Source organism: Paeniglutamicibacter quisquiliarum, assembly GCF_019084045.1.
In the GTDB taxonomy this organism is placed as follows: domain Bacteria; phylum Actinomycetota; class Actinomycetes; order Actinomycetales; family Micrococcaceae; genus Paeniglutamicibacter; species Paeniglutamicibacter quisquiliarum.
The window spans coordinates 81,545-106,610 of the sequence record NZ_JAHRED010000005.1 but is presented as its reverse complement, the minus strand read 5'-3'; the positions used below and the strand labels follow the sequence as shown (position 1 = coordinate 106,610).

19 protein-coding genes are annotated in these 25,066 nt (G+C 69.0%); 7 read left to right on the top strand and 12 right to left on the bottom strand.

Annotated elements, in window-relative coordinates; all coding sequences use genetic code 11:
* The first annotated feature begins 149 nt into the window (after positions 1-149).
* The gene (locus tag KRR55_RS10765) at positions 150-896 is read left to right on the top strand and encodes a hypothetical protein (protein ID WP_217389089.1); all 747 of its coding nucleotides are present in this window, start codon (positions 150-152) and stop codon (positions 894-896) included.
* An 80-nt stretch (positions 897-976) separates the two neighbouring features.
* On the opposite strand, the gene KRR55_RS10760 is transcribed toward KRR55_RS10765, so the two are convergent.
* Genes KRR55_RS10760 through KRR55_RS10750 form a run of 3 tightly spaced genes read right to left on the bottom strand, consistent with a single transcriptional unit; the run spans position 977 to position 8,237 of the window.
* Entirely contained in the window at positions 977-4,480 is a 3,504-nt protein-coding gene (locus KRR55_RS10760) for an ATP-dependent helicase (RefSeq protein ID WP_336245098.1), read from the bottom strand.
* Positions 4,477-7,803: an ATP-dependent helicase gene (locus tag KRR55_RS10755; protein WP_254456090.1), complete on the bottom strand. Its 3,327-nt coding sequence runs from the start codon at positions 7,801-7,803 to the stop codon at positions 4,477-4,479. The genes KRR55_RS10760 and KRR55_RS10755 overlap by 4 nt, the downstream gene beginning before the upstream one ends.
* A gap of 8 nt (positions 7,804-7,811) precedes the next feature.
* Complete coding sequence (locus KRR55_RS10750; protein ID WP_217389087.1) at positions 7,812-8,237, bottom strand: MGMT family protein; 426 nt, start codon at positions 8,235-8,237, stop codon at positions 7,812-7,814.
* Between the two features lie 123 nt (positions 8,238-8,360).
* Between KRR55_RS10750 and KRR55_RS10745 the strand changes: the two genes are divergently transcribed.
* The 6 genes from KRR55_RS10745 (at position 8,361) to KRR55_RS10720 (ending at position 13,795) form a co-directional block, all read left to right on the top strand.
* The gene (locus tag KRR55_RS10745; protein WP_217389086.1) at positions 8,361-9,041 is read left to right on the top strand and encodes a 3'-5' exonuclease; all 681 of its coding nucleotides are present in this window, start codon (positions 8,361-8,363) and stop codon (positions 9,039-9,041) included.
* Positions 9,042-9,410: 369 nt separating this feature from the next.
* Positions 9,411-10,403 carry a methionine ABC transporter ATP-binding protein gene (locus KRR55_RS10740; protein WP_217389085.1) on the top strand — a complete coding sequence of 331 codons (993 nt, stop codon included), beginning with the start codon at positions 9,411-9,413 and terminating at the stop codon, positions 10,401-10,403.
* A gap of 3 nt (positions 10,404-10,406) precedes the next feature.
* Complete coding sequence (locus KRR55_RS10735; RefSeq protein ID WP_217389084.1) at positions 10,407-11,087, top strand: methionine ABC transporter permease; 681 nt, start codon at positions 10,407-10,409, stop codon at positions 11,085-11,087.
* A 137-nt stretch (positions 11,088-11,224) separates the two neighbouring features.
* Complete coding sequence (locus KRR55_RS10730) at positions 11,225-12,082, top strand: MetQ/NlpA family ABC transporter substrate-binding protein (protein WP_217389083.1); 858 nt, start codon at positions 11,225-11,227, stop codon at positions 12,080-12,082.
* Positions 12,083-12,348: 266 nt separating this feature from the next.
* Positions 12,349-13,200 (top strand): MetQ/NlpA family ABC transporter substrate-binding protein, encoded by an 852-nt coding sequence (locus tag KRR55_RS10725; protein ID WP_217389082.1) that lies wholly within the window; start codon positions 12,349-12,351, stop codon positions 13,198-13,200.
* Positions 13,201-13,348: 148 nt separating this feature from the next.
* A complete protein-coding gene (locus tag KRR55_RS10720) occupies positions 13,349-13,795 on the top strand; it encodes a GNAT family N-acetyltransferase (RefSeq protein ID WP_336245097.1) in 447 nt (148 codons plus the stop codon).
* A 117-nt stretch (positions 13,796-13,912) separates the two neighbouring features.
* Here KRR55_RS10720 and KRR55_RS10715 read toward each other — a convergent pair whose 3' ends face one another.
* The 9 genes from KRR55_RS10715 to hemE all read right to left on the bottom strand — a co-directional run bounded on the left by KRR55_RS10715 (position 13,913) and on the right by hemE (position 25,045).
* Entirely contained in the window at positions 13,913-15,439 is a 1,527-nt protein-coding gene (locus KRR55_RS10715) for an APC family permease (RefSeq protein WP_217389081.1), read from the bottom strand.
* 392 nt (positions 15,440-15,831) lie between these two features.
* On the bottom strand, positions 15,832-17,145 hold the full coding sequence (gene hemL / locus KRR55_RS10710) for a glutamate-1-semialdehyde 2,1-aminomutase (RefSeq protein WP_217389080.1): 1,314 nt from the start codon (positions 17,143-17,145) through the stop codon (positions 15,832-15,834).
* Positions 17,145-18,128, bottom strand: a complete 984-nt coding sequence (gene hemB, locus KRR55_RS10705) for a porphobilinogen synthase (RefSeq protein WP_217389079.1) — start codon at positions 18,126-18,128, stop codon at positions 17,145-17,147. Before hemB ends, hemL begins: the two co-directional genes overlap by 1 nt.
* 83 nt (positions 18,129-18,211) lie before the next feature.
* Positions 18,212-19,072: a uroporphyrinogen-III synthase gene (locus KRR55_RS10700; RefSeq protein WP_217389078.1), complete on the bottom strand. Its 861-nt coding sequence runs from the start codon at positions 19,070-19,072 to the stop codon at positions 18,212-18,214.
* A gap of 7 nt (positions 19,073-19,079) precedes the next feature.
* On the bottom strand, positions 19,080-20,054 hold the full coding sequence (hemC, locus tag KRR55_RS10695) for a hydroxymethylbilane synthase (protein WP_217389077.1): 975 nt from the start codon (positions 20,052-20,054) through the stop codon (positions 19,080-19,082).
* Complete coding sequence (locus tag KRR55_RS10690) at positions 20,051-21,256, bottom strand: ferrochelatase (protein ID WP_217389076.1); 1,206 nt, start codon at positions 21,254-21,256, stop codon at positions 20,051-20,053. Before KRR55_RS10690 ends, hemC begins: the two co-directional genes overlap by 4 nt.
* On the bottom strand, positions 21,253-21,966 hold the full coding sequence (gene hemQ, locus KRR55_RS10685) for a hydrogen peroxide-dependent heme synthase (RefSeq protein ID WP_418888834.1): 714 nt from the start codon (positions 21,964-21,966) through the stop codon (positions 21,253-21,255). Before hemQ ends, KRR55_RS10690 begins: the two co-directional genes overlap by 4 nt.
* 123 nt (positions 21,967-22,089) lie before the next feature.
* Positions 22,090-23,880: a protoporphyrinogen/coproporphyrinogen oxidase gene (locus KRR55_RS10680; protein ID WP_336245096.1), complete on the bottom strand. Its 1,791-nt coding sequence runs from the start codon at positions 23,878-23,880 to the stop codon at positions 22,090-22,092.
* Between the two features lie 94 nt (positions 23,881-23,974).
* Complete coding sequence (gene hemE / locus KRR55_RS10675) at positions 23,975-25,045, bottom strand: uroporphyrinogen decarboxylase (protein WP_217389074.1); 1,071 nt, start codon at positions 25,043-25,045, stop codon at positions 23,975-23,977.
* Between the last annotated feature and the right edge of the window lie 21 nt (positions 25,046-25,066).

Below are 25,066 nucleotides of genomic sequence, written 5' to 3'. Positions count from 1 at the left end.
CATGCCGGAGCTCGTTTTGGCGAACTCCTGCGACACGGATCGGCTTCCGCTTCACATTAAATCCATTTGGTAGAGTGTGGACTGCGCTTCAACGTTCCTTGACGTCGACGAGCGATTTCCACATTCCAATGCAAAGCGGGGACAACCTGATGAAAACTTTTAAGAACGGCGCCATGCTGCTGTCGGCGACGGCCGGGGTCCTGCTCGCCCTGACCGGATGTTCGGCCGCCGCGGAACAGCCTTCCGGTGCGTCGTCTGCCGGAGCCGAAGCCGCCCCGGTGCAGGCGGAAATCGTGGTGCCGGAGGCCAAGGAGATCTTCCCCAAGACTTCCGCTGCTATTGAGAAGGCCACCTCTGCAACGATCGTCGGTGACCTCACCGTTGATTCTCAAAAAGGCAAATTCGAGCTTTCAGGCACCGTCGACGGCACCAATTCCAAGTCAATGATGAGCCGGGGCGACTCCACCATTGAAATGCTGACAGTCGACAATGTCGCGTACATGAAGCCCAACAAGGAATTCTTGACCGAACAGGCAGGGGCCGAGGCCGCGAAGATGCTCGACTCAGTCGCACCGGGCAAGTGGATTTCCACGAAGAACGCCAGCCTGTTCGGCAATTTAAAGATCGGTTCCCTGCTTGAATCGATGGGCACTGGAGAACTCGGAACGAAGGAAGCCGCGAAGATCACCAAGAAGGACCTCGCCGACCTCAACGGCACCAAGGCCTTCAAGTACACCGGTGGCGAGGAAGTTTTTTGGATTGCCGCCGAGGGCGAACCCCACCTGTTGAAGATTGAATCAACCGGAACCGGAACCATGACCTTCACTGAATGGAACGCCGTCAAGCCGTACGAGGCTCCGGCCAAGTCCGACGTGGTCAGCGTTCCGGGTCTCTAGACCGGCACGCCAATGGGCGGGGACGATCGGAAATTCTCCGATCGTCCCCGCCCACTGCGTGTCCGGCTCCGGGCCGGAATTCAGCCGTTCAGGGCACCCATCGAATTGCCGATGAGGCTTTCGAGCTCCGCCTCGTCGGCCAGGTCGTGCGGCCGGATGGTGGTGCCGGACCCGACGTAGTAGAACGCCGCACGCACCTCGGATACGTCGATGCCGCGCAGACGTGCCCAGCCCAGCCGGTACACGGCTAGCTGCAGGGCCTTGATGCGCAATTCCTCCCCGCGCGGCACCCTCCCGGTCTTCCAGTCCACCAGCAGCCAGGCCCCGTCGGGTTCCCGGAAGATCGCATCGATGCGGCCGCGGACAGAGACCGGGCCGATACGGGTCTCGATCGCCGCCTCCACGAATGCCGGCTGGCGGTTGGCCCATTCGGAATCCAGGAACGCGTTCTTCATGTCCTCCAGGTCAAGAGCGTCGTCGATGTAGGCATCGGCGGCCTCCATGTAGTCCCCCAGCTCCAGCATTCCGGTGGAGTCGAAGTACTCCTCCAGCCAGGCATGGAACGCCGTGCCGCGGCGGGCGGCGGTCCCCGGGCGCCGCGGGACCGGGCGCCGCAGCTCGGCCATCACGGCCGCGGCGTCGGTGGCCAGGTCCACGAACACCGAGGCGCGCACATGCTTCGGGATCGCGGTGGTCCGTTCCTCGGCGGCCTCCTGGGCCTTGCGGGCCAGCAGGAGTTCCGCCTCCTTGAACCAGCCCCTGCCCGTCGGGGTGTGCCACGGGCCCTCGTCCTCGCGCAGCAGGTCCCCGCCGGCGGTTCCGTCCAATGTCCCGGCAGGTCGCGCGGAGCCCTCCGCCGCGTGCACGGCGGCGCGGAGCACGGCGGCCGCGGAGGCTTCCAGCTTGGCGCGGCGTCCCGGCGGCCGGGGGCGTTGCACCCCGCCGCCGGTGACGACGGGCCCCTCCAGCGGGTCGTAGGGCCAGCGGGCCTCCAGCGGCGCCTCGCGGAACGGATTGGCCTCCGGCGCGTCCTCGTCCTCGACCCACGTCGTGGTGGTTGCCGAGGGGTTTGGCTCCCCGGCCAGCGGCAGCATGTCCAGCAGGAAGCTGGAGGGTTCGGTGAGCTTGGTGCGCGTGCCGGTCCAGGCGGTGGCCGAACAGATCAGCAGCGACTTGGCGCGGGTCAGCGCGACATACGCCAGCCGCCGCTCCTCGAGTTCGGCATGCGCCAGCACCTCGGACTTGAACATCCCCTCGGACTTGACCACGTCGAAGAGGCATTCCTGCTCGGTGTCCCACTGCGGCAGATCGTGCCTGTCCCCGCGCAGCGGCCACGGCAGGGCCGCATCCCCGCTGGTCCAGCGCGAATCGCTGGCGCTGGGGAAGATCCCCTCGTTCATCCCGGTCACCGCCACCACGTCCCATTCCAGGCCCTTGGAGGCGTGGATGGTCAGCAACTGCACCGCGTCCGGGTTCGATTCACCGGGCACGATCGCCAGCCCGCCCTCCTTTTCGGCGGCGGCCTCCAACCAGGCCAGGAAGCCAGCCAGGTCCACGCGGGCCGAGGTGCTGGCGTAGTCCTGGGCGATGTCGGCAAAGGCGTCCAGGTGGCGCCTGGCCTCGTGGATGCCGACACCGGGCTTCGCCGCCACCTCGATGTCCAGGCCCATGGCGCGCTCGGTCTCGCGCAGCAGGGCCTCGAGGTCATCGTCGATGAAGCCACGCAGGTAGCGCAGCTCGTCGCGCAGCTTCCGCAGCCGGGCCAGCGCCTCCGGGCTCAGGGCGCGTCCGTCCCCGGAGACCCAGTCGGGGTGCGGCAGGTGGTCAAGGGCCTCGATCAGGCTGGCGGCGTCGTTCAGTTCCGCCCGGGCCTCCCCGCGGGTGACTTCCTCGGCACTCTCGGGCGCGTCGAGGTTCTCCGACCCGCCGTCCTTGAGCGCGAATTCGCGGCGGCGGGCCAGGAAGCGCGACCAGTCGGCGAAGGCCATCAGGTCCGCCGGCCCGATGCGCCAGCGCGCGCCGGCGAGCAACCGCACCAGGTGGTCGGAGCGGTTCGGGTCAACCAGCACGTTCAGTGTCGCGACGATGTCCGTCACCTCGGGCATGCTCAGCAGCCCGCCGAGGCCCAGGATCTCGTACGGGATGCCGGCGTCCTCCAGCCCGCGGGAAATGGGGGTCAGCTGTGAGCGGGTGCGGCAGAGCACCGCCATGGACGGGTTGCGCCCGTGCTCGGCGGCGAAGGAATTGCGTTCGGCGATGAAGCGCCGGGCCAGTGCCGCCGCTTCCTGGGACCCGGTGGCGTAGCGGGCCAGCTCCACCTTTCCGGTTCCGGCGAAGGCGCTGGGCTTGAGCGACGGCACCGAAATGCCCGCGGGGGCGACCGAGTTCAGCTTCGCGGAGACGGCATTGGCAGCGGCCAGCACGTTGATCGAGTTGCGCCAGGCGGTGCTCAGGTACGCCACCGAGGCCGGGCGCAGCCCTCCGCCCCCGGCTTGGCCGTCCCCGTCTGCCTCGGTGCCGTGCGTGCGGGCGGGAAATTCGACGGGAAAGCGGAAGAGCTGGCCGGCCGACGCGCCGCGGAATCCGTAGATGGACTGGTTGGGGTCCCCCACCGCGGTCAGCGCGTGCCCGTCGCCGAAGATGCAGGAGAAGAGCACCATCTGCGCGTGCGAAGTGTCCTGGAACTCGTCGAGTAGCACCACCTTGAAACGCGCGCGTTCGGAATGCGCGGCCTCCGGGATTTCCCGGGCGATGCGCGCGGCAAGCGCCACCAGGTCCCCGTAGTCAAGGGCGCCGCGGGCGGCCTTGGCCCGCGCGTACCCCACGGCCAGTTCGGCGATGGTGGAGCGGGTGCGCAGCTTGTCCAGCAGCTTGCGGGCATCCAGCGAGGGCGCCGCGGGCTTGTCGGTCCGGTATGGCAGCGCCTCGAGCCGGCCCACCAGCCCGTCGATCCATTCCTTGGCGTCCACCGGGTCGACCAGGTGCTCGGCGCATTCCCCCGCGAAGGTCACCACGGCGTCGATCAGCGTGTTCTTGGAGGAGGCCAGGTGCTCGTAGTCCCCGCCGTAGCCCTCGACCACTGCCGCGGCGACCTGCCAGGCCTGGGCGGTGCCCAGCAGCGCGGTGTCCGGCTCGACCCCGATGCGCAGCCCGTGTTCCTTCACCAGCGTGTTCGCGTACGAGTGGTAGGTGGACACCGAGGGATCCAGCAGGCCCTCGTCCTCGAGCTCCAGCAACCCGGAGCGCGCCAGCTTCTCCAGCTGCCCGCGGATGCGCTGGGCCAGCTCGCCGGCGGCCTTGCGCGTGAACGTCACGCCCAGGATCTCCTCGGGGCGGACCTTCCCGTTGGCGACCAGCCAGATGACCCGGTCGGCCATGGTGGCGGTCTTGCCCGACCCGGCCCCGGCAATCACCAGCAGGGGCTCCAGCGGGGAGGAGATGATGGCCGACTGTTCGGGCGTGGGCTGGTGCTGGCCCAGGATCTCCGCGAGCTCCTCGGGCGAATAGACCCGCCCGGCTGCGGCGGGCGAGTCGGTGCCGGACGGCGGTGCGGCCGGCGGGATTGCTGTTTCGGTGCGGCTCACGGCTCGGTGACCTGCCTTCCTTCGGAACACAATGGACAGATGCCCGGCAGCCTGCAGTTGCTGCCGCTGCGCCCCCCGCGGGCCGGGTCGTGGCGGGAGAGGAAGTCCGCATCGCCCATCAATTGCGCTGCGGCCAGCACCATGGGGGTGGCCCAGTCCTCCTCGGTGATGGCGGGCTGTGCCTGTTCGCGCGGGGACTTGGTGCTCGTGCCCAGCTGCACCAGGGACGCCCCGGCGGGCACGCGGGTGAGCTCCTCGGCGGTCTTTCCGGCCAGCGCGCCGTTGATCACGGCGGCCTGGTAGGCGCCGAGCTGCGGGTGCCTTTCCACGTCCTTGCCGCTGGGCTGGGACTTTCCGGTCTTCAGGTCGACGACCCACGGGTTGCCGGCCGCATCGGCCTCCACGCGGTCAACGACCCCGCGCAGCAAGGCGGCGCGCGGGGCCTGCGGGTCGGGCAGCGCCGCGGGGTCGGGCGCCGGATCGCCGGCGGTGGACGGCGCGGGAATCGTGACCTCGAACGGGATCTCCCGGCCGATGAGGCGCCGGTTTTCGGTGCGCATCATGACGTTGTACTGGGCGAGCTTCTTGAGCATCGACTCGGCCCGTTCCCGGTCCCGGGCGCCTTCCCAGTTCTCCGGCATCTCCAGCTCGCCCCAGCGCCCCTCGAGCACCTGCAGGTATTCGCCGCCGCTGGCCTCGGGGTGTTCCTCGGCGATGGAGTGCACCAGGGTGCCCAGCGAGCGGGCGAAGTCGGTCGCCGCCTCGCCCCCGGCGGCCTGGACGAACCAGTTCAGCGGGGAGTTCATCACTGCCTCGACCTTGGAGGGGGAAACCTTCACCGGGTCCCCCGGCGGGACCACTGGCCCGCTGGAGGTCGATTCGGCCAGTCCCCACCAGCTTGCCGGATGCGCCCCGCGGACCGGGTGCGGGGAAGCGACCAGGGCGCCGAGCACCGAGGTCGCGTCGTGGTGCAGCTGCCCGCGGTCCTCGTCCAGTGCGGTGGCCTCGGCGGCCTGGCGCAGCTCGGCCACCAGGGCACCCAGGGTCCGGGGCCGCGGGACAAAGATCGCCCGGCGGCCCTGGTTTGCCCCGTCGGGGTCCACGATGTCCAGGAACGACGAGGGCGCGGTGTCCTCGGAGGCCACGGCGATGGCGACGACCTTGGACCTGGCGCGCGAGATCGCGTTGGCGAAGGTGCGCAGCTCGTCGGCCCGGGTCTCGCGGATGAGCGAGGCGATGTTCCGCACGGGGAGGATCTGCGGGCCGTGTTCGATCACGTCGCTCAGCGCCCCGCCGCCCAGCAGCTCGCCACGCAGCTTGGTGTTGGGCCAGATGCCTTCCTGCATCCCGGGCACCAGCACCAGGTCCCATTCGCGCCCGGCGGCCGCCGCGGTGGTGAGCACCTGGACGGAGGCGGCGGACCCGCCGCGGCTGGCAAGGGTGTCCATGGGCAGTTCCTGGCCCAGCACGTGCTCCACGAACTGGGCCACGGAGGAACCCGGCAGCTGGTCGACAAAGCGTTCGGCGGACTGGAAAATGGCCAGCATCGCGTCGAGGTCGTGGTCGGCGCGGGCACCCAGGATGCCCCCGGCCAGCGCGGCCTCGGTCCACTTTTGGGCCATGCCGCTGGCCGCCCACAGGGCCCAGAGCGCGGTTTCGGCGTTGACGTTGCTGCCCGCAAGCTCGGTGCGCAGCGCCTGGTACATCCGGGCCAGGCGCCGGGCGCCGGCGGCCTCGCGGCCCATGGACTCGAGCAGTTCCAGCTCATCCAACATCCCGGTGAGCAGTTCGGCACTCGAGCGGTTGCCGCCCCGTGCGACCTCGTGGCGGCGCAGTCCCTGGCGCAGCCGGCGCACGTCCAGCGCGGAGGCGTTGGCGTAGCGGGACATCAGCAGTTCCTGCAGCAGCAGCGGATCCTGCGGCGCCTCGGGCGCCAGGGCCAGCCCCATGAGATCCAGCAGCGGACGCACCGCGGGTTCCTCGCGCAGGGGGGTCTCCGCCGGCGGGGTGTTCACCGCGATGCCCGACCCGGCCAGGTACTTGGCCATGGAGCGGACCTGGGATCCGTTGCGCAGGATGACGGCCATGGAATCCAGCGGCCGGTGGTGGATCAGGTGTTCCTCAAGCAGGCGCTGGGCGACGAGGCGCTGTTCGTAGATGGGCGAGTCGACCAGCAGCACCTCGAGGCTGCCGGGGGCCGGAACATCGGGGTCATCGGCTTCGCCGGCCTCGGCAGCGGCCGGGTGTGCCTCGGCCGCCTCGGTCGCAGCGAAGTCCAGGATCCTGCCGGCGCCGCCGGCTGCCACGGGGATGCGTCTGGCGACCCTGCCCCAGGCCGTCGCAAGCTCCTCGTTCAGGCGGTAGGAAGTCTTCAGCTCCAGGATGCGTGAGGGGTTTCGCTCGGTTCCCAGGCGTGCGTCGAATTCGCCCAGCATGTCCGGGCGTGCGCCGCGGAATCCCTGCACCACGTTGTCGGGCACGGCGAATGCCACCAGGTCGCGTCCGCGGGCCAGCAACGAGAGCAGGCGATGCTGTGCCGGGTTGGCTTCCTGCAGGTCATCGACCATCACCAGGTGCAGGCGCTCGTGCTCGGCGGCCAGGAACCCGGGGTTGTGTTCCAGGATGCCGGCGGCGGCGGCCAGCAGGCCGGCGGGGTCGAAGGCCTCGGCGCTGCCCAGGTCCAGGAGGTCGCGGTACTCCTGGTAGAACTGCGCGGCGGCAACCCATTCGGGTCGGCCCAGCGACTCGCCGAGGTCCTGCAGGGCACCGGCCTCCAGCCCGTGCTCGGAAATCCTGTCGAAGAGTTCGCGCAGTTCCTTGCGAAATCCCCGGGTGCCGATGGCCTCGCCGAGGGACTCGGGCCATTCCGGGGCGGGCGTGATGCCCAGGGCATGGCCCTCGAGCAGGTGCCCGATCAACGTGTCCTGTTCGGGCCCCGACAGCAGCCGGGGAGGCCGCTGCAAGGCCGGCAGCAGCCCGTCAAGCCGTGCCCGGCGGATCAGGTCGAAGGCATAGGCCGACCAGGTGCGCACGGCCGGCTCGGAGAACGTCTTCTCGGTGCCCGCCGACAGGTCGTCGCGCAGCGTGGCCGCGGCTGAGCGCGTGGGCGAAAGCACCAGCACGTGCTGCGGATCCAGCCCGGTGTCCAGGCGAGAGGTGAGCACGCGCAGCAGCGTCGTGGTTTTCCCGGTTCCCGGCCCGCCCAGCACCAGCACCGGACCATGGCCGGGCCCCAGCTGCAGCAATTCCTGCTGGGCGGCATCTGCGACCAATCCGTGGTCCGCGGCGGCCGCGGGGACCAGTGTCGATGCAAGGGTGTCCATGTACTCCATCAGATCATTCGCGGGTGACGTTTTGGAATCGGCAGCAGTTCTGCCACGCGGTCGATGCGCGCGTGGTCCTCCTCGGAGGGTTGCCAGCGGGCCTGCCTCATCCGAACCCCCGACGCGGTGTGGGGCGTGGATTCGCGTTCCCAATGCCCCGCGGCGACAGGCCGGAGTGCCTCCGGAAGGGTCCCGTTGGAGCGGATGACCCGCCACCATGTGACATCGGCACCTCCGCGGCCCATGGCCTTGCCGACCTGGCGCGGGCCGCCGGAACCCAGCAGCTCGGCAATGTCGCCGTAGGCCAGGACCTTTCCGGCGGGAATCATCGCGACCACTGCAAAGACGGCTTCGTCGTAGTCCAGTCCGGCGCCGGCCGGCCCACCGTCGCCGGGGCCCAGGGAACCCGGCTGCGGTTCCTGGCTTGGTTGCATCAACGGTTCCTCCTCTAGTTCCCCCGCAGGTCTCCACCCATTATCGGGTCTCGGGCACGGTGTTCATCCACAAGCGCGCTGCGGTGGGCCAAAGTGTCTGCGATTCCCGGTAGCGTTGGTGACATGAATTCTTGGCACAATCTCCCCCGCGCCGCATTCGACCTGGAAACCACTGGTCGTGATCCGCTCGATGCCCGCATCGTCACCGCTTCCGTCGTCGTGGTCAACGGTCGCTCGGAAATCCTGCAGACCCGGGAATGGCTGGTGAATCCCGGAGTGGCGATTCCCGAGGAGGCCGCGGAAATCCACGGCGTCACCACCGCGAAGGCACAGGCCGAGGGCATGGATGCGGCAACCGCGGTCGCCGAAATCTCGGCGTTCCTGGCCGACCTCTTCCAGACCATGCCTGTCATGGCCTTCAACGCCGCCTACGACTTCACGGTGCTGGATCGCGAGGCCAGGCGCCACCTGCTGGACCCGATCGTTGCGTCCCCGGTCATCGACCCGTACGTCCTTGACAAGCAGGTCGACAAGTACCGCCGCGGCAAGCGCAACCTGTCGGTGATGAGTGAGTTCTATGGCGTTCAACTGGTGAATGCCCACACCTCGGCGGCCGATGCCGCCGCGACCATTGGGATTGCCGACGCGCAGGCGGCCAAGTACCCCATCCTGCAGGTTGATGCCGCGAATCTTCATGATTCGCAGGTCAAGTGGGCCGCCGAGCAGGCCGCCAGCCTGCAGGAATTCTTCCGCCGCAAGGACCCCGCGGCCGTCGTCGACGGCCAGTGGCCGGTCAAGTCCTAGCCAATTGCAGGATGCTTCATCCCGGAGGGGACCCCGTATCGGGGTCCCCTCCGGCTTTTGGATCTCGGCCGGAATCGGCCCCGTGGACCCCACCACCGGCGCAACATGGGGCAATATTTGGCACCGGGTGGCGCAAGGTGACGCGGCTCACCTTACGGGCGGGTAACCCGACTGCCGGTTTCAGCAAGGGGACATCGGCCAATTCTTCGAGAAAGCCCATAATTACTCGTGGATCCAACAGGCAATCCCGCCGCGGTGGACATCGGTTGCAAAAAATGGCAGGGTATGGCCACGATTGCGCTGCATTCATTCGATAGTGATTGAATGTCCAGTACCCCTTTTCCTTTTTGATTGCTAAGGACACCCCTTTTGATCACAGTCACCGACCTGCGCAAGGTCTACCAGCAGGGCGACCGCACAGTCGTCGCCCTGGATGGCGTTTCCTTGCACGTCGACGCCGGCCAAATCCACGGCATCATCGGCCATTCCGGAGCCGGGAAGTCAACGCTCGTTCGTTGCCTGACCTTGCTGGACAGGCCCACCTCCGGATCAGTTTCAGTGAACAACAAGGAACTGGCGAACGTGTCGGATGCCGACTTGCGCACCGCGCGACGTCGCATCGGCATGGTCTTCCAGCACGCCAACCTCATGGATTCGCGCACCACCGCGCAGAACGTGGCGTTCCCGCTGGAATTGATCGGCACGCCCAAGGCCAAGGTCGCCGAAAAAGTCTCCGCCTTGCTTGAGCTCGTCGGCCTGACCCCCTTCGCCGATGCGTACCCGTCCCAGCTCTCCGGCGGCCAGCGCCAGCGCGTGGGCATCGCCCGCGCCCTGAGCTCGGATCCCGATGTGCTGCTTTGCGACGAGCCGACCAGCGCCCTGGATCCCAAGACCACCGACGAGATCCTTGAACTCATCAAGTCGGTGCGCGACCGCCTGAATCTCACGGTGCTGATCATCACGCACGAAATGAACGTCGTGAAGCAGGCCTGCGACTCGGTCTCCCTTCTGGAAGCCGGGCGCATCGTCGAGCACGGGGATATCGCCAAGGTCGTTGCCGACCCGGCGGGCCGCCTTTCCCAGGCATTGCTCCCGATGCCCGGCGAATTGCCCGACGATCTTCCGGCAGGGACCGTTCTGGACCTGCTCTACTCGGGCACCCAGGCCACCGAGCCGGTGATCTCCTCGATTGCCCGCACGTTCAACACCGACGTCAACGTGTTGGCGGGCTCCGTGGAGCACCTCGGCGAACACCAGTTCGCGCACATCCGCATCCAGCTTCCCGAGGGAGCAGACATCGACGCCATCACCAAACACCTGCTCGGCAACGGCGTCGCAGTGACCGTCAAGGAGACCAAGTAAGCCATGGACTTCTTCAATGACCTGATGACCAATCCCGGCATCACCAAGGCCATGTGGCCCGCGTTCCTCGAAACCATGCAGATGACCGGCATCTCGGCGCTGTTCACCGTGGTGGTCGGCCTGCCGCTCGGCATTCTGCTGCTGAACACCGCCCGCGGCGGCCTGACGCCGAACCGCGGACTGAATGTCCTGCTCTCGGGCATCATCGTGAACATCACCCGATCAATTCCCTTCGCAATCCTCATGGTGTCACTGATTCCACTCGCGACACTGCTGGTGGGCACCTCGCTGGGACCCATCGCCGCATCCGTTTCGCTGACCATCGGCACCATTCCCTTCTTCGCCCGCCTGGTGGAAACCGCCCTGCGCGACGTTTCGGCCGGCAAGATCGACGCGGCGCTGGTCATGGGCTCAACCCGGATGCAGGTGGTCCGCAAGGTGCTGGTCCCCGAGGCCCTCCCGGGCATCATCGCCGCCATGACCACCACCATCGTGACCCTCATCGGGTACTCGGCCATGGCCGGCCTGGTTGGCGGCGGCGGTCTGGGGCGCCTTGCCTACAATTACGGTTTCCAGCGTTACGAACCGGCCATCATGGTGGTCACCATCGTCATCATGGTGCTGCTGGTGCAGCTCGTGCAGATCATCGGCGACTGGATCGCACGTTTGGTCGACCACCGCTAAGCCCCGTGGAGGGCCGATGGCCCTCCACCAGACAAGTTTTCGGCGGTTTGCCCGCCGGCGCGCAGCCAGTAGCCGCTAGCTGCGTTGGCCACCCGGTGTCACGCACACGGGTACTTCATGAAAAGGAAACGCATCCAATGCGTAAGAAAATCGCTCTCGCCCTCACCGGCGCGGCAACCCTGTTCGCCCTGACGGCCTGCGGCGGCGGCACCGCCACCGCCCCCAGCGCGGATGTTTCCGCCACGCTGGATCCGGCCAACCCGACCGTCGTCAAGGTCGGCGCCAGCCCGGTTCCACACTCGCAGATCCTCGAGTACATCGACGAGAACCTGGCCGCGAAGGCAGGCATCGACCTGGATGTCACCGAGATCGACGACTACCAGACCCCGAACCTCGCGCTGAGCGACGGGTCGATCGACGCCAACTTCTTCCAGCACGTTCCGTTCTTCGACGAGCAGGTCGCCTCGAAGGGCTACAAGCTGGAGCACGGCACCGGCATCCTGCTCGAACCGCTGACCGCGTTTTCCAAGAAGTACGATGACGCCGCCTCCGTCGAGGACGGTGCGGTCGTGGTGCTGATGAACGACCCCTCCAACCAGGTCCGCGGCCTGCGCGTGCTTGAGGGAGCCGGCCTGCTCAGCGGCATCGTCGACGGCGATTCGGCACTGACCGTGGAGTCCGACGAGGCCAAGAACCCGAAGCACCTGAAGTTCCAGGAAGTCAACGCCGAGCAGGTTCCGAAGTTCTACCAGGAGGATCCCTCCGTGGGCCTGGCCGTGGTCAACGGCAACTTCATCGTCCAGGCGAAGCTCAATAAGGACGAGGTCCTTGCCGTGGAGCCGACGGAAAACAACCCGAACGCCAACATCCTGGCCTGGCGTGAAGGCGAAAAGACCGCCGCGGTGGCCAAGCTCGACGAGCTGCTGCACTCGGATGAGGTCAGCTCCTTCATCAAGACCACCTGGCCCGAAGGCGATGTCATTCCTGCCTTCTAGGCAGCCGACGCGTCACCTCCCCGTGTAGCACAACCGCCGGTGTGGCGGGCACCGGCCCGCCACACCACCCACCCCGCGGGGCCCACATCGCCCGCGGAACGTTTCACCCAGGCTTTTCCACCGCAGTATCCCCTCGAAACACCACGGTGTTTCTTCGTGATTTTCCGGCGGTTCACCCTCCGCCGGCGCGCAGCCAGTAGCCGCTAGCTGCGACAGCCACCCGATGCCAACCGCAATCGGGTCCAGATGAAAAGGAAACGCAGCCCATGCGTAAGAAGCTCGCACTTGCCCTCACCGGCGCCGCAACCCTGTTCGCACTGACTGCTTGCGGTGGCGGTACTGCCGTCGCCCCCAGCGCGACGGCAACCCTCGACCCGGCCGCCCCGACGGTCGTCAAGGTCGGCGCCAGCCCGATCCCGCACGCCCAGATCCTCGAGTACATCGACGAGAACCTGGCCGCGAAGAACGGCATCGACCTGGACATCACCGAAATCGATGACTACCAGACGCCGAACATCGCCCTGGCCGACGGCACGCTGGACGCCAACTTCTTCCAGACCGAGGCCTACCTGGCGGACCAGATGGCCACCAAGGGCTACAAGTTCGAGCACGGCCCCGGCGTGCACATCGAGCCGCTGACCGCGTTCTCCACGAAGTTCAAGGAAGTCGCCGACGTCACCGAGGGCAGCCTCGTGGTGCTGAACAACGACCCGGTCAACCAGCTGCGCGGCCTGCGCGTGCTGGAGTCCGCCGGCCTGCTCAGCGGCCTTGTCGACGGCGATTCGGCACTCTCCGTGCAGGACGACGCCGCCAAGAACCCGAAGAAGCTGAAGTTCCAGGAAGTCAACTCGGAGCAGGTTCCGAAGTTCTACCAGGAAGACCCGACCGTGGGCATCGCCGTGGTGAACGGCAACTACATCGTGCAGGCCAAGCTGGACCCCAAGGAGATCCTGTTCCAGGAAGAGGCCGAGAACAACCCCAACGCCAACTTCCTGACCTGGCGTGCCGGCGAGCAGACCGCCGCCATCGCTAAGCTCGACGAGCTGCTGCGTTCGGACGAGGTCCGCGAATACGTCAAGACCACGTGGAAGGACGGCAGCGTTCTTCCTGCCTTCTAGGACACAACCGGTTCCCGCACGCGGCAACCGTCAAAAGGCGTCGTTCCACTCCCCGTAAGGGGAAGGGAACGGCGCCTTTTTGCACACCGGGGCCCTGCCCCGCGGGCGGGATTTGCATGCCACCGGCACCGTGTAATTGACTGTGGGCGTGCTGACGCCATTTACCCTCCGGGCCGCCACGGCATCAGACGCCCCGTGGATTGCCGAGCTGCGGGCCACCGTGCTGCGCGAAGACCTCGAGCGCCTCGGCCGCTTCGACCCCTTGCGCGTGCGCCGGAGATTCCTTGACGGCTTCGCTCCGGAACACACCTGGGTCATTCTGGCCGACGGCATCGAGGCGGGCAGCATCGCCCTTCGCCCGGGCCCCGGGAGCCAATGGATCGAGCACTTCTACATTGACCCGTCCCGGCAGGGCCGGGGTCTGGGCGGAGCGGTCCTGGGGCACGTCATGGGCCGGCAGGCGGATTCACGGGCCTTTCGCCTGAACGTGCTCGCCGGCAGCCCGGCGCAGCGGCTCTACCTGCGCCACGGCTTCACCGTCGAATCCGCGGACCCGGTGGACGTGTACATGGTGGCGCCGGGGCGCGGCGCCTGAGGATCCGGGCCGCCGGCACGTGCCCCGCCCACAAGAAAACCCACCGCCCTTTCCCCGTAGACAGGGGATGGGCGGTGGGTCACCTCGGCTGGTCCCTACGGGAAGCCGGCCCGTGGACTACTTGCTGTCGACCAATTCGTTCCCGGTGCCGTCGACGATGGCGACCTGGGCGGCGAACTTCTCGTTGAGGCGCGAGTGCTTGCGGCCGTAGGCGAAGTAGATGACAACGCCGACGATCAGCCACAACACGAAGTAGATCCAGGTTTCCACGGCGAGGTTCAGCATCAGGTATGTGCACAGCAGCGCGGAAACGACCGGGATGACCGGGCCGAAGGGAACCCGGAAGGCGGGCTTCAGGTCCGGGCGCTTGCGGCGCAGCACGATGATGCCCAGGCTCACCATGACGAACGCGGAGAGCGTGCCGATGTTGATCATTTCCTCGAGCACGTCCACGCGGGTGAATCCGGCGGCCAGGGCCACCAGCGTGCCGCAGATGACCTGGATGCGCACCGGGGTGGAGCGCTTGGCGCTGGTCTTGGACAGCCCGTGCGGCAGCAGCCCGTCGCGGCTCATGGCCAGGACCACGCGCGAAAGGCCCATGAGCAGCACCATGACCACGGTGGTCAGGCCGATGAGCGAGCCCACGGCAATGACCGAGGCGGCACCCTCGTTGCCCACCAGCGAGAACGCCGTGGCAAGGTTCGGGGTGTCGACGGTCGCCAGGTCCTTGTAGGACACCATGCCCGTCAGCGCCAGGGAGACGCCGATGTACAGCAGCGTGGTCAGCGCCAGTCCCGCGAAGATCCCGCGCGGCAGGGTCTTGCTGGGGTCCTTGACCTCCTCGGCGCTGGTGGCGACCACGTCGAACCCGACGAAGGCGAAGAAGACGAGCGCGGCGCCGGCGAAGACGCCCATCAGGCCATATTGCGCAGGAGCGGCACCCGTGGCGAAGGCAAAGAGCGACTGCTTGAGCACCTCGGTGGTGCCGTTCCCGGTGGCGGGCACGGCCTCGGGGATAAACGGCGCGTAGTTCTCGGCCTTCACGTAGAAGAAGCCGACGACAATCACGAAGAGCACGACGGCGATCTTGATGACGGTGAAGACGTTCGAGACGGTGGCCGAGAGCTTGGTGCCCAGGACCAGGAGGATCGTGAACAAGGCCACGATCAAGAAGGGCCCCCAGCTCATGGTGACGATGCCTAGTTCAATGGTGGGTGAGAGGTGTACTCCCACAAGCTGGAAGACTTCGGTGAGGTAGATTCCCCAGTATTTGGCGATCACTGCCGCAGCCGTGAACAACTCGAGGATCAGGTTCCAGCCGATGACCCAGGCCACGAATTCACCCATGGTGGCATAGCTGAACACGTAGGCCGACCCGGCGACGGGGATGGCCGTGGCGAACTCGGCGTAGCACATGATCGCCATGGCACAGGTCAGTGCCGCGATCACGAAGGAGAGGGTGACTGCGGGCCCGGAGAAGTCGGCGGCCGCGCGGGCGCCGACGGAGAAGATCCCCGCGCCGACGGCCACTGCCACGCCCATGATCATCAGGTCCCAGGTGTTCAGGGACCGCTTGAGCTGTCGACCAGGTTCCGCGGCATCGGCCAGGAAACTTTCCACGGGTTTGGTACGAAAAAGACTCACGGTTTTCCTCGGTGGCAATGAAACACGAAAACTAACCGGACAAGCCTAGCCGCGTTGACTAGGAGCCGCTGGGATTCGATCGCTCCGCGGCGCTCCCCCGGAGGCATGGATACGCGGTCACGAACCCCTCGGCACAGCCCGGAAACGCGATCCGAAAAACGGCTTTGACGTGGCCGTTTCATTTCCCTGCCAGTTTCCCACCAGGTCCGGGGCACTGCCCGTCGTCGACTCGGGGGCACGGAATGGCCAAGGCGGCGAAAGTGGCCTAGACCTCACCGATTTCCGCCTCCGGGAAGGATTTGGGCACTCGAAAACGTGAAAAACCCCCGATTATTGAAACGTCAAGCGATTGACGTGTCGATAATCGGGGGCATTCACCGTGCCCGGGTCACTCAGGCGGTGGGCACCGCCGAGGCTGCCGCGCGTGCGGCGGCCGGAAGTGCCGCGAAGATCTTCTCCATGGCCTCGTCGTCGTGTGCCGAGGAGAGGAACCAGGCCTCGAAGACGCTCGGCGGCAGGTAGATTCCCGACTCCAGCATCGAGTGGAAGAACGGCGCGTAGCGGTACGCTTCCTGGGCCTGGGCCTGCGCGTAGTTGTGCACCCCGTGCTCCGAGGTCCCGAAGGCGACGGAGAACAGGTTGCCGGCTCGCTGGATCGAGTGGTCGACACCCGCCTCGTTCAGCGCGGAGGCCAGGGCGGCCTGCAGCTGCAGCGACTTCCCGTCGATGTGTGCGTAGACCTCGGCGGTGGCGTTGGTCAGCTGGGCGATGCCGGCGGCCATGGCCACCGGGTTGCCCGAGAGCGTTCCTGCCTGGTAGACCGGGCCCAGCGGGGCCAGGTAGTCCATGACCTCGGCGCGGCCGCCCAGCGCGGCGGTGGGCAGCCCGCCGCCGATGACCTTGCCGAAGGTGTAGAGGTCGGGGGTCCAGCCCTCGGTGCGGCCGGTGAGCCCCCAGTAGCCCGCATCCGAGGCGCGGAACCCGGTGAGCACCTCGTCGAGGATCAGCAGTGCGCCGTTGGCGGTGGTGGTCTCGGCCAGGAACTTGTTGAAGCCCTCTTCCGGGGTCACGACGCCCATGTTGCACGGGGCGGATTCGGTGATGACGGCGGCGATGTTCGCACCGTGTTCGGCGAACGCGGCGGTGACGGCCTCGCGGTCGTTGTAGGGCAGCACCAAGGTCTCGGCGGCGGTGGCGGCGGTGACGCCGGCGGAACCGGGCAGCGCCAGGGTGGCCAGGCCGGAGCCGGCTGCGGCCAGCAGGCCGTCGAGGTGGCCGTGGTAGCAGCCGGCGAACTTCACGATCAGGTCGCGGCCGGTGTAGCCGCGGGCCAGGCGCACCGCGGTCATGGTGGCCTCGGTGCCGGTGGAGACCATGCGCATGCGCTCGACCCCGCCGAAGCGGTCCATGACCAGGGCGGCGAGCTTGCCCTCATCCGGCGTCGAGGCGCCGAAGGACAGCCCGCGGTCCACGGCCGCGTGGACCGCGTCCTGGATGGCCGGGTGGGCGTGGCCCAGCAGCGCCGGGCCCCAGGAGCAGACCAGGTCGACGTAGGAGTTGCCGTCGGCGTCGTGCAGGTAGGCTCCCTTGGCGCCGACCATGAACGGGGGCACCCCGCCGACCGAGCCGAAGGCGCGGACCGGGGAGTTCACCCCGCCGGGCATGAGCTTTTGGGCGGTGGCAAAGAGTTCGGCGGAGCTGGTCATTACTTTCCTTCTTTCAGCCACTGGGCGAGCTCGCTGGCCCAGTAGGTCAACACGGTGTCGGCTCCGGCGCGGCGGATGCCCAGCACGGATTCCTCGATGGCGGCGCGGCGGTCGATCCAGCCGTTGGCGGCGGCGGCCTCGATCATCGCGTACTCGCCACTGATCTGGTAGGCGGAGACAGGGACCGGGGACATCGCCGCGACGTCTGCAAGCACGTCCAGGTAGCTCATGGCCGGCTTGACCATGACCATGTCGGCGCCCTCGGCCAGGTCGAGTTCGACCTCGATCATCGCCTCGCGGCGGTTGGCGGCGTCCATCTGGTAGGTGCGGCGGTCCCCGGTGAGCTGGGAGTCCACGGCCTCGCGGAACGGGCCGTAGAACGCACTGGCGTACTTGGCCGCGTAGGCAATGATGGACACGTCCCGGTGCCCGGCGGCATCCAGGGCCTGGCGGATCACGGCGACCTGGCCGTCCATCATGCCGGAGGGGCCGAGCATGTGCGCTCCGGCCTCGGCCTGCGCCACGGCCATGCGTCCGTAGATCTCCAGCGTGGCGTCGTTGTCCACGTTGCCCTTCGCGTCGAGCACGCCGCAGTGGCCGTGGTCGGTGAATTCATCCAGGCAAACATCGGACATGATGACCAGTTCGTCGCCGACCTCGGCGCGCACCGCCTCGATGCCGCGGTTCAGGATGCCGTGGGGGTCCGTCCCGGCGCTGCCGGTGGCGTCGCGGGTCTCCGGGATGCCGAAAAGCATGATGCCGCCCAGGCCCAGCTCGACGGCCTCGGAGGCCGCGGCCTTGAGCGTGTCAAGGGTGTGCTGCACGACCCCGGGCATCGAGGTGATCGGGTTGGGTTCGGTGAGTCCCTCGCGCACGAACGCGGGCAGGATCAGCTGCTGCGGGGCCAGCACGAGCTCTGCGGCAAGCCGGCGCATCGCGGGGGTGGTGCGCAGGCGGCGGGGCCTGCGGGCGGGGAATGACATTCTGGCTCCTTGTGAAGCTCGTGGCGGGGTGGTTCGAAGCGGGGCATGGGGTGCGGCCGGGATGTCCGGCCGGCACCCGGGGATCAGGTCGGCGGGCGGGGCGCGGCGCGCCGGGACTGCTCCCAGGCGCCGATGAGGCCCTCGGGGGTCGGGAAGGCGGCGGTGGCGGTGGGCTCGATGCCGCGGGCGCGCAGGCGGGCGGCGGTGCTGTCGCCGATTGCCACCAGCGCGAGGTGCGCGGCAGGTGCCGGGACCAGGTTGAGGAATTGGTCGACGGTGCTCGGGGACGGGAAGAAGACCGCATCCAGCCGACCGATGGCCCCGGGCAGCTGCTCCCGATCCAGCAGGTAGCTTCCCTCCGGCAGCCAGGGGTCCGGCGCCGCGGGGTGCAGGGCCCGGCCCGGATCGGCCGGGGCGGGCACGGTGCGGTAGGCGGTCACGACCTGTGCGGCCCAGCCGCGGGCGGCCAGCCCGTCGCGCAGGGTGGAGGAGGCGATGTCGGCCTGCGGCATGAACGCGCGCGCCGGCTTCCCGCTGCGCAGCCGTTCCCACTCGGCGAGCATGCCGCGGGCCGAGTGGTCGTGCGCCGGCATGAAGTCGACGGCGGCGCCCAGGCCCTGCACGGCGCGTGCGGTTGCCTCGCCGACCACCGCCACGAGCGTGGAGGCAGGGATGCGCAGCTCCACGCCCAGGGCGCGGGCGCGAAGCCCCAGCGCGGCCACGGTGTTCACCGAGGTGAGCACCAGCCAGTCGAACTCCCCGGCCAGCAGCCGCCGCAGGCCCCCGTCCAGGTCGGCGGTGTCGGCGGGCAGCTCGAAGTCGATGAGCCGGCACACGGCCGCGGACGCGCCGCGCCCGGCCAGCCGCGCCACCGTGTCCGCCGCCCGCGCGGGGTCGCGCAGCAGCAGGGCGGTGCGGCCGGCGAGCACTGAATCAGCTGACATCTTGCGCCTAGAGTCCCGCCAGGTCGGCCGCGCCCTCGCGCAGCAATTGCTCGGCCAGCGCCACGCCCAGGGCGCGGGCGCCGTCAAGGGTGAGCACCTGCGTGGTGGCCGAACGGCGCATGGTGTCCGATCCGTCGGGACTGCAGGCCACCGAGTCGAGCACCAGGGAGTCCTCGCGCACCGTGGCCAACGCGCCGATGGGCGCCGCGCAGCCGGCCTCGAGGCGGGCCAGCAGCGCGCGCTCGGCGGTGACCGCCAGGCGCGTGTCCGAATCGTCCATGGTTTCCAGCGCCGCGTCCACCGACGGGTGCCCGGTGCCGCCCTCGCGCACCTCCACGGCCAGGGAACCCTGGCCGGGGGCCGGGAGCATGATCTCCGGGTCCAGGTATTCGGTGATGTGCGATTCCAGGCCCAGGCGTTCCAGGCCGGCGGCGGCCAGGATCACGGCGTCCAGGTCGCCCTGGGCGGTGCGCCCCACTCCCCCGTCGTCCTTCTGCGCCGGCGAGCCCTTGACCCGGCCCAGCCGGGTGCCGACGTTGCCGCGGATGTCCACGATCCGTAGGTCAGGGCGGAAGGCCAGCAGCTGCGCGGCGCGGCGCGGGGACCCGGTGCCCACCGTGGCGCCCTCGGGCAGTTCGGCCAGGAAGAGCCCGTCGCGGGCGCACAGCGCATCGCGCACGTCCGCGCGCAACGGGGTGGCGGCGATGACCAGGCCGTCGGGCTGCGTGGTCGGCAGGTCCTTGAGCGAGTGCACCGCCATGTCGCAGGTGCCCTCGTACAGCGCCTGGCGCAGGGCAGCGGCGAACACTCCGGTGCCGCCGAGCTGGGACAGCGGACCGGTGGTCACGTCGCCCTCGGTCTTGACCAGCACGGTGTCGAAGGGGACCTGGGCGATCTCGTGCAGCTGCGCCGCGACGTGCCCGGTCTGCGTGGTGGCCAGCGCGGAGCCGCGGGTGCCGATGGTGAAGCGTTCCTTGCTCATGGTGCAGGCACCCCGACCTCGGAGTCGACGGCCGCGATGGTGGGCTTGGTGGTCCCGTCGCGCATCACCTTCACGCAGCAGTTCGGGCGGCACACGTCGTACCACGGGCCGAGCTCGGCCACCGAGGCGCGGCCCGGCTTCAGCGCGTTTCCGTCGCCGCCGGCCAGGCGCTCGGCCACCAGGTCGACCATGCCGGAGACGAAGTCGGCGTGGGTCCCGGGGGTCGGGGCGCGGTGGAAGGCCAGGCCGAGTTCCGCGCAGGTTTCCTTCGCCTCGGTGTCCAGGTCCCAGAGGACCTCCATGTGGTCCGAGACGAAGCCGATCGGCATCACCACGACCCCGGCGACGCCGGCGGCCTGGTAGTCGGTGAGCGCGTCGTTGATGTCCGGTTCCAGCCACGGCACGTGCGGGGCGCCGGAGCGCGACTGGAAGACCAGGGAGTGGGACAGGCCGGCGGCCTCGGGCACCCCGGCCAGGATCGCGTCGGCGACGGCAAGGTGCTGGGCCGAGTACAGGTCGGTGTCCAGCGTCGCGACCAGGTCGCGCGGGCCGGCGGCCTGCGCGTCGGAGGTGGGGATGGAGTGGGTGACGAAGACGATCTTGATCTCCCCCTCCGGCTTCCCGGCCGCGGCCAGCTGGGCCCGGACGTTGGCCAGCGAGCCGGCCAGGCCCTCCATGAACGGGGTCACGAACGCGGGGGTGTCGAAGTACTGGCGCACCTTGTCGACCTCCAGCTTGCCCTCCAGGCCGGTCTCGCGCAGCGCGACGCCCAGGTCCTCGCGGTACTGGCGGCAGGAGGAGTAGCCGGAGTACGCGCTGGTGGAGAGCATCAGCACCCTGCGGTGGCCCTCGGCATGGATCTGGGTGATCGTTTCCGCGATGTAGGGCGCCCAGTTGCGGTTGCCCCAGTAGACCGGCACGGCGATGTCCCTGGCGGCCAGCTCGGCCTCGAGAGCCGCCTTCAGCGCGCGGTTCTGCGCGTTGATCGGGGAAATGCCGCCGTTGGCCCGGTAGTGGGTGGCGACCTCCTCGAGGCGCTCGTCGGGGATGCCGCGGCCGGCCGTGACGTTGCGCAGGAACGGGATCACGTCGTCCTGGCCCTCGGGGCCGCCGAAGGAGGCCAGCAGGATCGCGTCGTAGGCCTTGGGCGCCATCACGCCGCTGTCGTCGTAGCCGGTGCGCGGATCAAAATCCTGGCTCATCGCAGGACCTCGGCGACCTCGGCGGTGGAGATGCGGCGGCCGGTGTAGAACGGGATTTCCTCGCGCACGTGGTTGCGTGCCTCGGTGTAGCGCAGGTGGCGCATCATGTCGACGAGGTCGATCATGTCCGGGGCCTCGAGGCAGATCTGCCATTCGTAGTCGCCGAAGGCGAAGGCGGCCACGGTGTTGGCCAGCACGCTCGGGAAGTCGCGGCCCAGGATGCCGTGGTCGCGCAGCATCTTGCCGCGTTCCTTCGGGTCCAGCAGGTACCAGTCGGTGGAGCGCACGAACGGGTAGACGGTCATCCAGGCCTCGGGGGCCACGCCGCGGGCGAAGGCCGGCGAGTGGTCCTTGGAGAACTCGGCCTCGCGGTGCACGGCCATGGTCGAGTACACGATGGAGGTCTCGGCGAAGAGGTAGGAGCGGCGGATCTTGCGCACCGCGGCCTGCAGGGACTCGGGCGTCGGGCCGTGGACCCAGGTCATCACGTCGGCGTCCTCGCGCATCGCGGAGACGTCGTAGGTGCCGCGCAGGGTCACGCCCTCGGCGGCGAGCTCGGCGATGAGTGCGTCAAACGCCTCGACGCCCTCGGTGCGGTCCAGGTCCGAGTCGCGCTTGAAGACGGTCCACAGGGTGTAGTACATGGTGGCGTCGGCACCCGCTGCTTCGCGGTCGCGGATGACGGGTGAGTTGGATTCCACTGCACTCATGGTTGGTTCTCCTGCTTTCTTTGCGGTACTTCGCGTGTGTGGGCGAAGCGGTTCTCGTATGTGAAACGAAAGTCTGTTGCGTGCCCGGGGCATCCGCGCTGGCGGCCCCCGGGGCGGGAATTCTCAGCTGGCGGTGATGCGCAGCCGTTTGCGGGTGTCGGCGACGACGGAGGCCAGTCCGGTGCCGGCCAGCCAGGCCCCGACCACGTCGAGGCCCGGGTGCGCGGAGGCGAGCTCGCGGATGGCCGCCACGCGCCGGGCATGGCCGGTGGTGGCGAAGGGCAGCGCGCCGGAATAGCGCACCACGTCGAAGCCCAGGAGGTCCCCGGCGGTGACCTCGATTCCCAGCAGCACCGAGGCGTCCTTCAGTGCCGCGTTGCGCAGCGAGGCGTCGTCGGCGTTGACCAGGGCCGAGGCCACGTCGTTGAGCCGTCCGTAGGAGAGCCGCAGCACGTGGGACCCGGGGCCCGATTCGTCCCCCAGCCAGTGCCACTTGGCGGTTGCGTGGGTCAGCGCCTTGGCCCCGACGTCATCGACGGTGGGGGCGACCAGCAGGCCGGTGCCGCGCGGGGCGTCGTCGAGCTCGGGCTTGTCGATCACCAGGGTGACCAGGGAAATCCCGGCTCCCGGCGCCGGGCGGTGGGAGGCGAATGCCGCGTCGATCCCGCACAGCAGGTCAACGGCCGTTTCGCCGCCGGTGGCAACCACCAGGCGGTCGGCAACCAGCTCGCGAGGCTGTCCCGCCTCGGCGGCTGCCTCCTTGGCCAGCCGGCCATGGCGCTCGTGCCGCGATTCCTTCTCGTGCCTGGCGTCCTTCGACGCATCGGCTGCGGCCTGCGGGGCCAGTTCGATGCGGAAGCCGGTCCCGGCGGCGGGCGGCGCGATTCCCGCCACCTGGCTGTTGGCGTGCAGCTGCACGCCGGCGGCCTTGAGGTCCGCGACCAGGGCGGAGGTCAGGCGGTTCATGCCGCCGGAGAGCGAGGCGACGGCGGAGCCCGCCGGGGCCGCTGCGCGCATCGCTGCGACGGCGCGGGCCAGCGAGCCGTGCTTGAGCACCGAGGCGCGCAGCCCCGGGGCGATGGCGTCGACGTCGAGGGTGTCGGGGTCCGCCGAGTGCACCCCGGAGACCACCGGGGTGACCAGGTTCTCCAGCACCGCGGATCCCATGCGGGAACGGACCAGCGCGCCGAGGGACATTTCCCCCTCGAGGATCTTCTTGGAGACCGGGGTGATCAGGTCCGCTGCGGCACGCAGGGCGCCGGTACGCCCCACGGCGCGGCGCACCTCATCGGCCCACGGGTCCCCGGGGATGCCCAGGATGCCGGTGGCAGGAAGCGGCTGGGCGACGTTCTCGCCGCCGCGCCGCAGGTACAGCCAGGCGCCGCCGGGTTCGGGGGTGACGATGTCATCGCCCAGGCCCAGTTCGCGCAAAAGGTCCGCGACGGCGGTGGACCGGGTGGCGAAGGACTCCGCACCCGCATCCAGCACCAGCCCGGCGACCTCGTGGGCGCCTACGCAGCCGCCGAACACCGGCCCGGCCTCGTGCAGCTGGACGCGGTGGCCGCTGGCTGCCAGTTCGCGGGCAGCCACCAGCCCGGAGATCCCGCCGCCGATGACCAGCGCCAACGGGGCATCGGGAGCGGTGGCGGAGGGCTGCGGCGCCTCGGTGCCCCGGGCCCGGTGCAGCAGGCGCAGGGCGTGGGCGGCGGCATTCGAGGCGACCGGGGCGCGCTTGGCCTTGGCGGGGGCCGGCTCGGTGGCCGCCGCCTGGGTGGTGTCAGGTGCATGGTCCGTGGTCGGCGGCGTGGCGGCGGGAGACCCGTCGCCGGAGCCGTCCTGGCCACCCGAAATGGGCTGGGCAGGGGCTGCCTCGTTGGCCGAGCCGCGGCGTGGCTGCTCTTCGACGTGTGGCACCATCAACTCTTTTCCGGGAAAACGAAGGTGTTACTGGTGGGTCCGGGGTGCGCTGCGCGCACCGCACCCCGGCGGTACTGCTGGTGGTTCTAGCTTAACGCCCTGCCACGGGGATCGAGTGAATGAGCTCGACCACGCGGGTCAGGGTTTCCGGGTTGGTTTCCGGCGGCACGCCGTGGCCCAGGTTCGCCACGTGCGCCGGCGCGGTGTCACCGGCGGCGAGCACCTCGCGCACGTGGGCCTCGAGGACCTCCCAGGGTGCGGTCAGCAGGGCCGGGTCGATGTTGCCCTGCAGCGGGATGTCCCCGCCCAGGCGGCGGTTGGCCTCGTCCAGCGGCAGGCGGTAGTCAACGCCCATGACGTCGACGCCCACGTTGCGCATGGCCCCGAGCAGCTCGGAGGTGCCGGTGCCGAAGTGCACCAGCGGGACGCCGGTGTCGCGCACGAGGTCCAGGGCGCGGGCCGAGGCCGGTGCCACGAAGTTGGTGTAGTCGGCCAGCGAGAGCGAACCGGCCCAGGAGTCGAAGAGCTGGCCGGCGGAGGCGCCTGCCTCGATCTGGGCGCGCAGGAAGGCGCCGGAGGCGTCGGCGGCCCAGTTGGCCAGTTCCTCCCAGACGCCTGGCTCCGCGTGCATCATGGTGCGCGGGCCCATGTGGTCGCGGGACGGGCGCCCCTCGACCATGTAGGCGGCGACGGTGAACGGGGCGCCGGCGAAGCCGATCAGCGGGGTGTTGCCCAGCTGCTCCACGGTCATCGAGACGGCCTCGCGGATCGGGTCCAGGGCCGCGTCGTCCATCTTGGGCAGCGCGCGCACGTCGGCGGCGGTGCGCACCGGGGTGCCCAGCACCGGGCCGACGCCCGGGACGATGTCCACGTCGATGCCCGCGAGCTTCAGCGGGATGACGATGTCGGAGAAGAAGATCCCGGCATCCACGTCGTGCCGGCGCACCGGCTGCAGGGTGATTTCCGAGGCCATCTCCGGGCGCAGGCAGGATTCGAGCATTTCGGTGCCCTCGCGCAGCTTGCGGTACTCGGGCAGCGAACGGCCGGCTTGGCGCATGAACCACACGGGTCTGCGGCTGGGCTTCTGGCCGCGGTAGGCGGAAATCAACGGGGAATTGGCGGTACGACCGTCCATCAGCGGGTGGTTCTGGCTCAACGTCATGGAATTGATTCTGCCAACATG

What these genes read in the sequence shown, in the direction of transcription:
- KRR55_RS10765 (WP_217389089.1), top strand. Translation starts at nt 150, where the DNA reads ATGAAAACTTTTAAGAACGGCGCCATGCTGCTGTCGGCGACGGCCGGG.
- KRR55_RS10755 (WP_254456090.1), bottom strand. Translation starts at nt 7,803, where the DNA reads ATGGACACCCTTGCATCGACACTGGTCCCCGCGGCCGCCGCGGACCAC.
- KRR55_RS10750 (WP_217389087.1), bottom strand. Translation starts at nt 8,237, where the DNA reads ATGCAACCAAGCCAGGAACCGCAGCCGGGTTCCCTGGGCCCCGGCGAC.
- KRR55_RS10745 (WP_217389086.1), top strand. Translation starts at nt 8,361, where the DNA reads ATGAATTCTTGGCACAATCTCCCCCGCGCCGCATTCGACCTGGAAACC.
- KRR55_RS10735 (WP_217389084.1), top strand. Translation starts at nt 10,407, where the DNA reads ATGGACTTCTTCAATGACCTGATGACCAATCCCGGCATCACCAAGGCC.
- KRR55_RS10730 (WP_217389083.1), top strand. Translation starts at nt 11,225, where the DNA reads ATGCGTAAGAAAATCGCTCTCGCCCTCACCGGCGCGGCAACCCTGTTC.
- KRR55_RS10725 (WP_217389082.1), top strand. Translation starts at nt 12,349, where the DNA reads ATGCGTAAGAAGCTCGCACTTGCCCTCACCGGCGCCGCAACCCTGTTC.
- hemL (WP_217389080.1), bottom strand. Translation starts at nt 17,145, where the DNA reads ATGACCAGCTCCGCCGAACTCTTTGCCACCGCCCAAAAGCTCATGCCC.
- hemB (WP_217389079.1), bottom strand. Translation starts at nt 18,128, where the DNA reads ATGTCATTCCCCGCCCGCAGGCCCCGCCGCCTGCGCACCACCCCCGCG.
- KRR55_RS10700 (WP_217389078.1), bottom strand. Translation starts at nt 19,072, where the DNA reads ATGTCAGCTGATTCAGTGCTCGCCGGCCGCACCGCCCTGCTGCTGCGC.
- hemC (WP_217389077.1), bottom strand. Translation starts at nt 20,054, where the DNA reads ATGAGCAAGGAACGCTTCACCATCGGCACCCGCGGCTCCGCGCTGGCC.
- KRR55_RS10690 (WP_217389076.1), bottom strand. Translation starts at nt 21,256, where the DNA reads ATGAGCCAGGATTTTGATCCGCGCACCGGCTACGACGACAGCGGCGTG.
- hemQ (WP_418888834.1), bottom strand. Translation starts at nt 21,966, where the DNA reads ATGAGTGCAGTGGAATCCAACTCACCCGTCATCCGCGACCGCGAAGCA.
- hemE (WP_217389074.1), bottom strand. Translation starts at nt 25,045, where the DNA reads ATGACGTTGAGCCAGAACCACCCGCTGATGGACGGTCGTACCGCCAAT.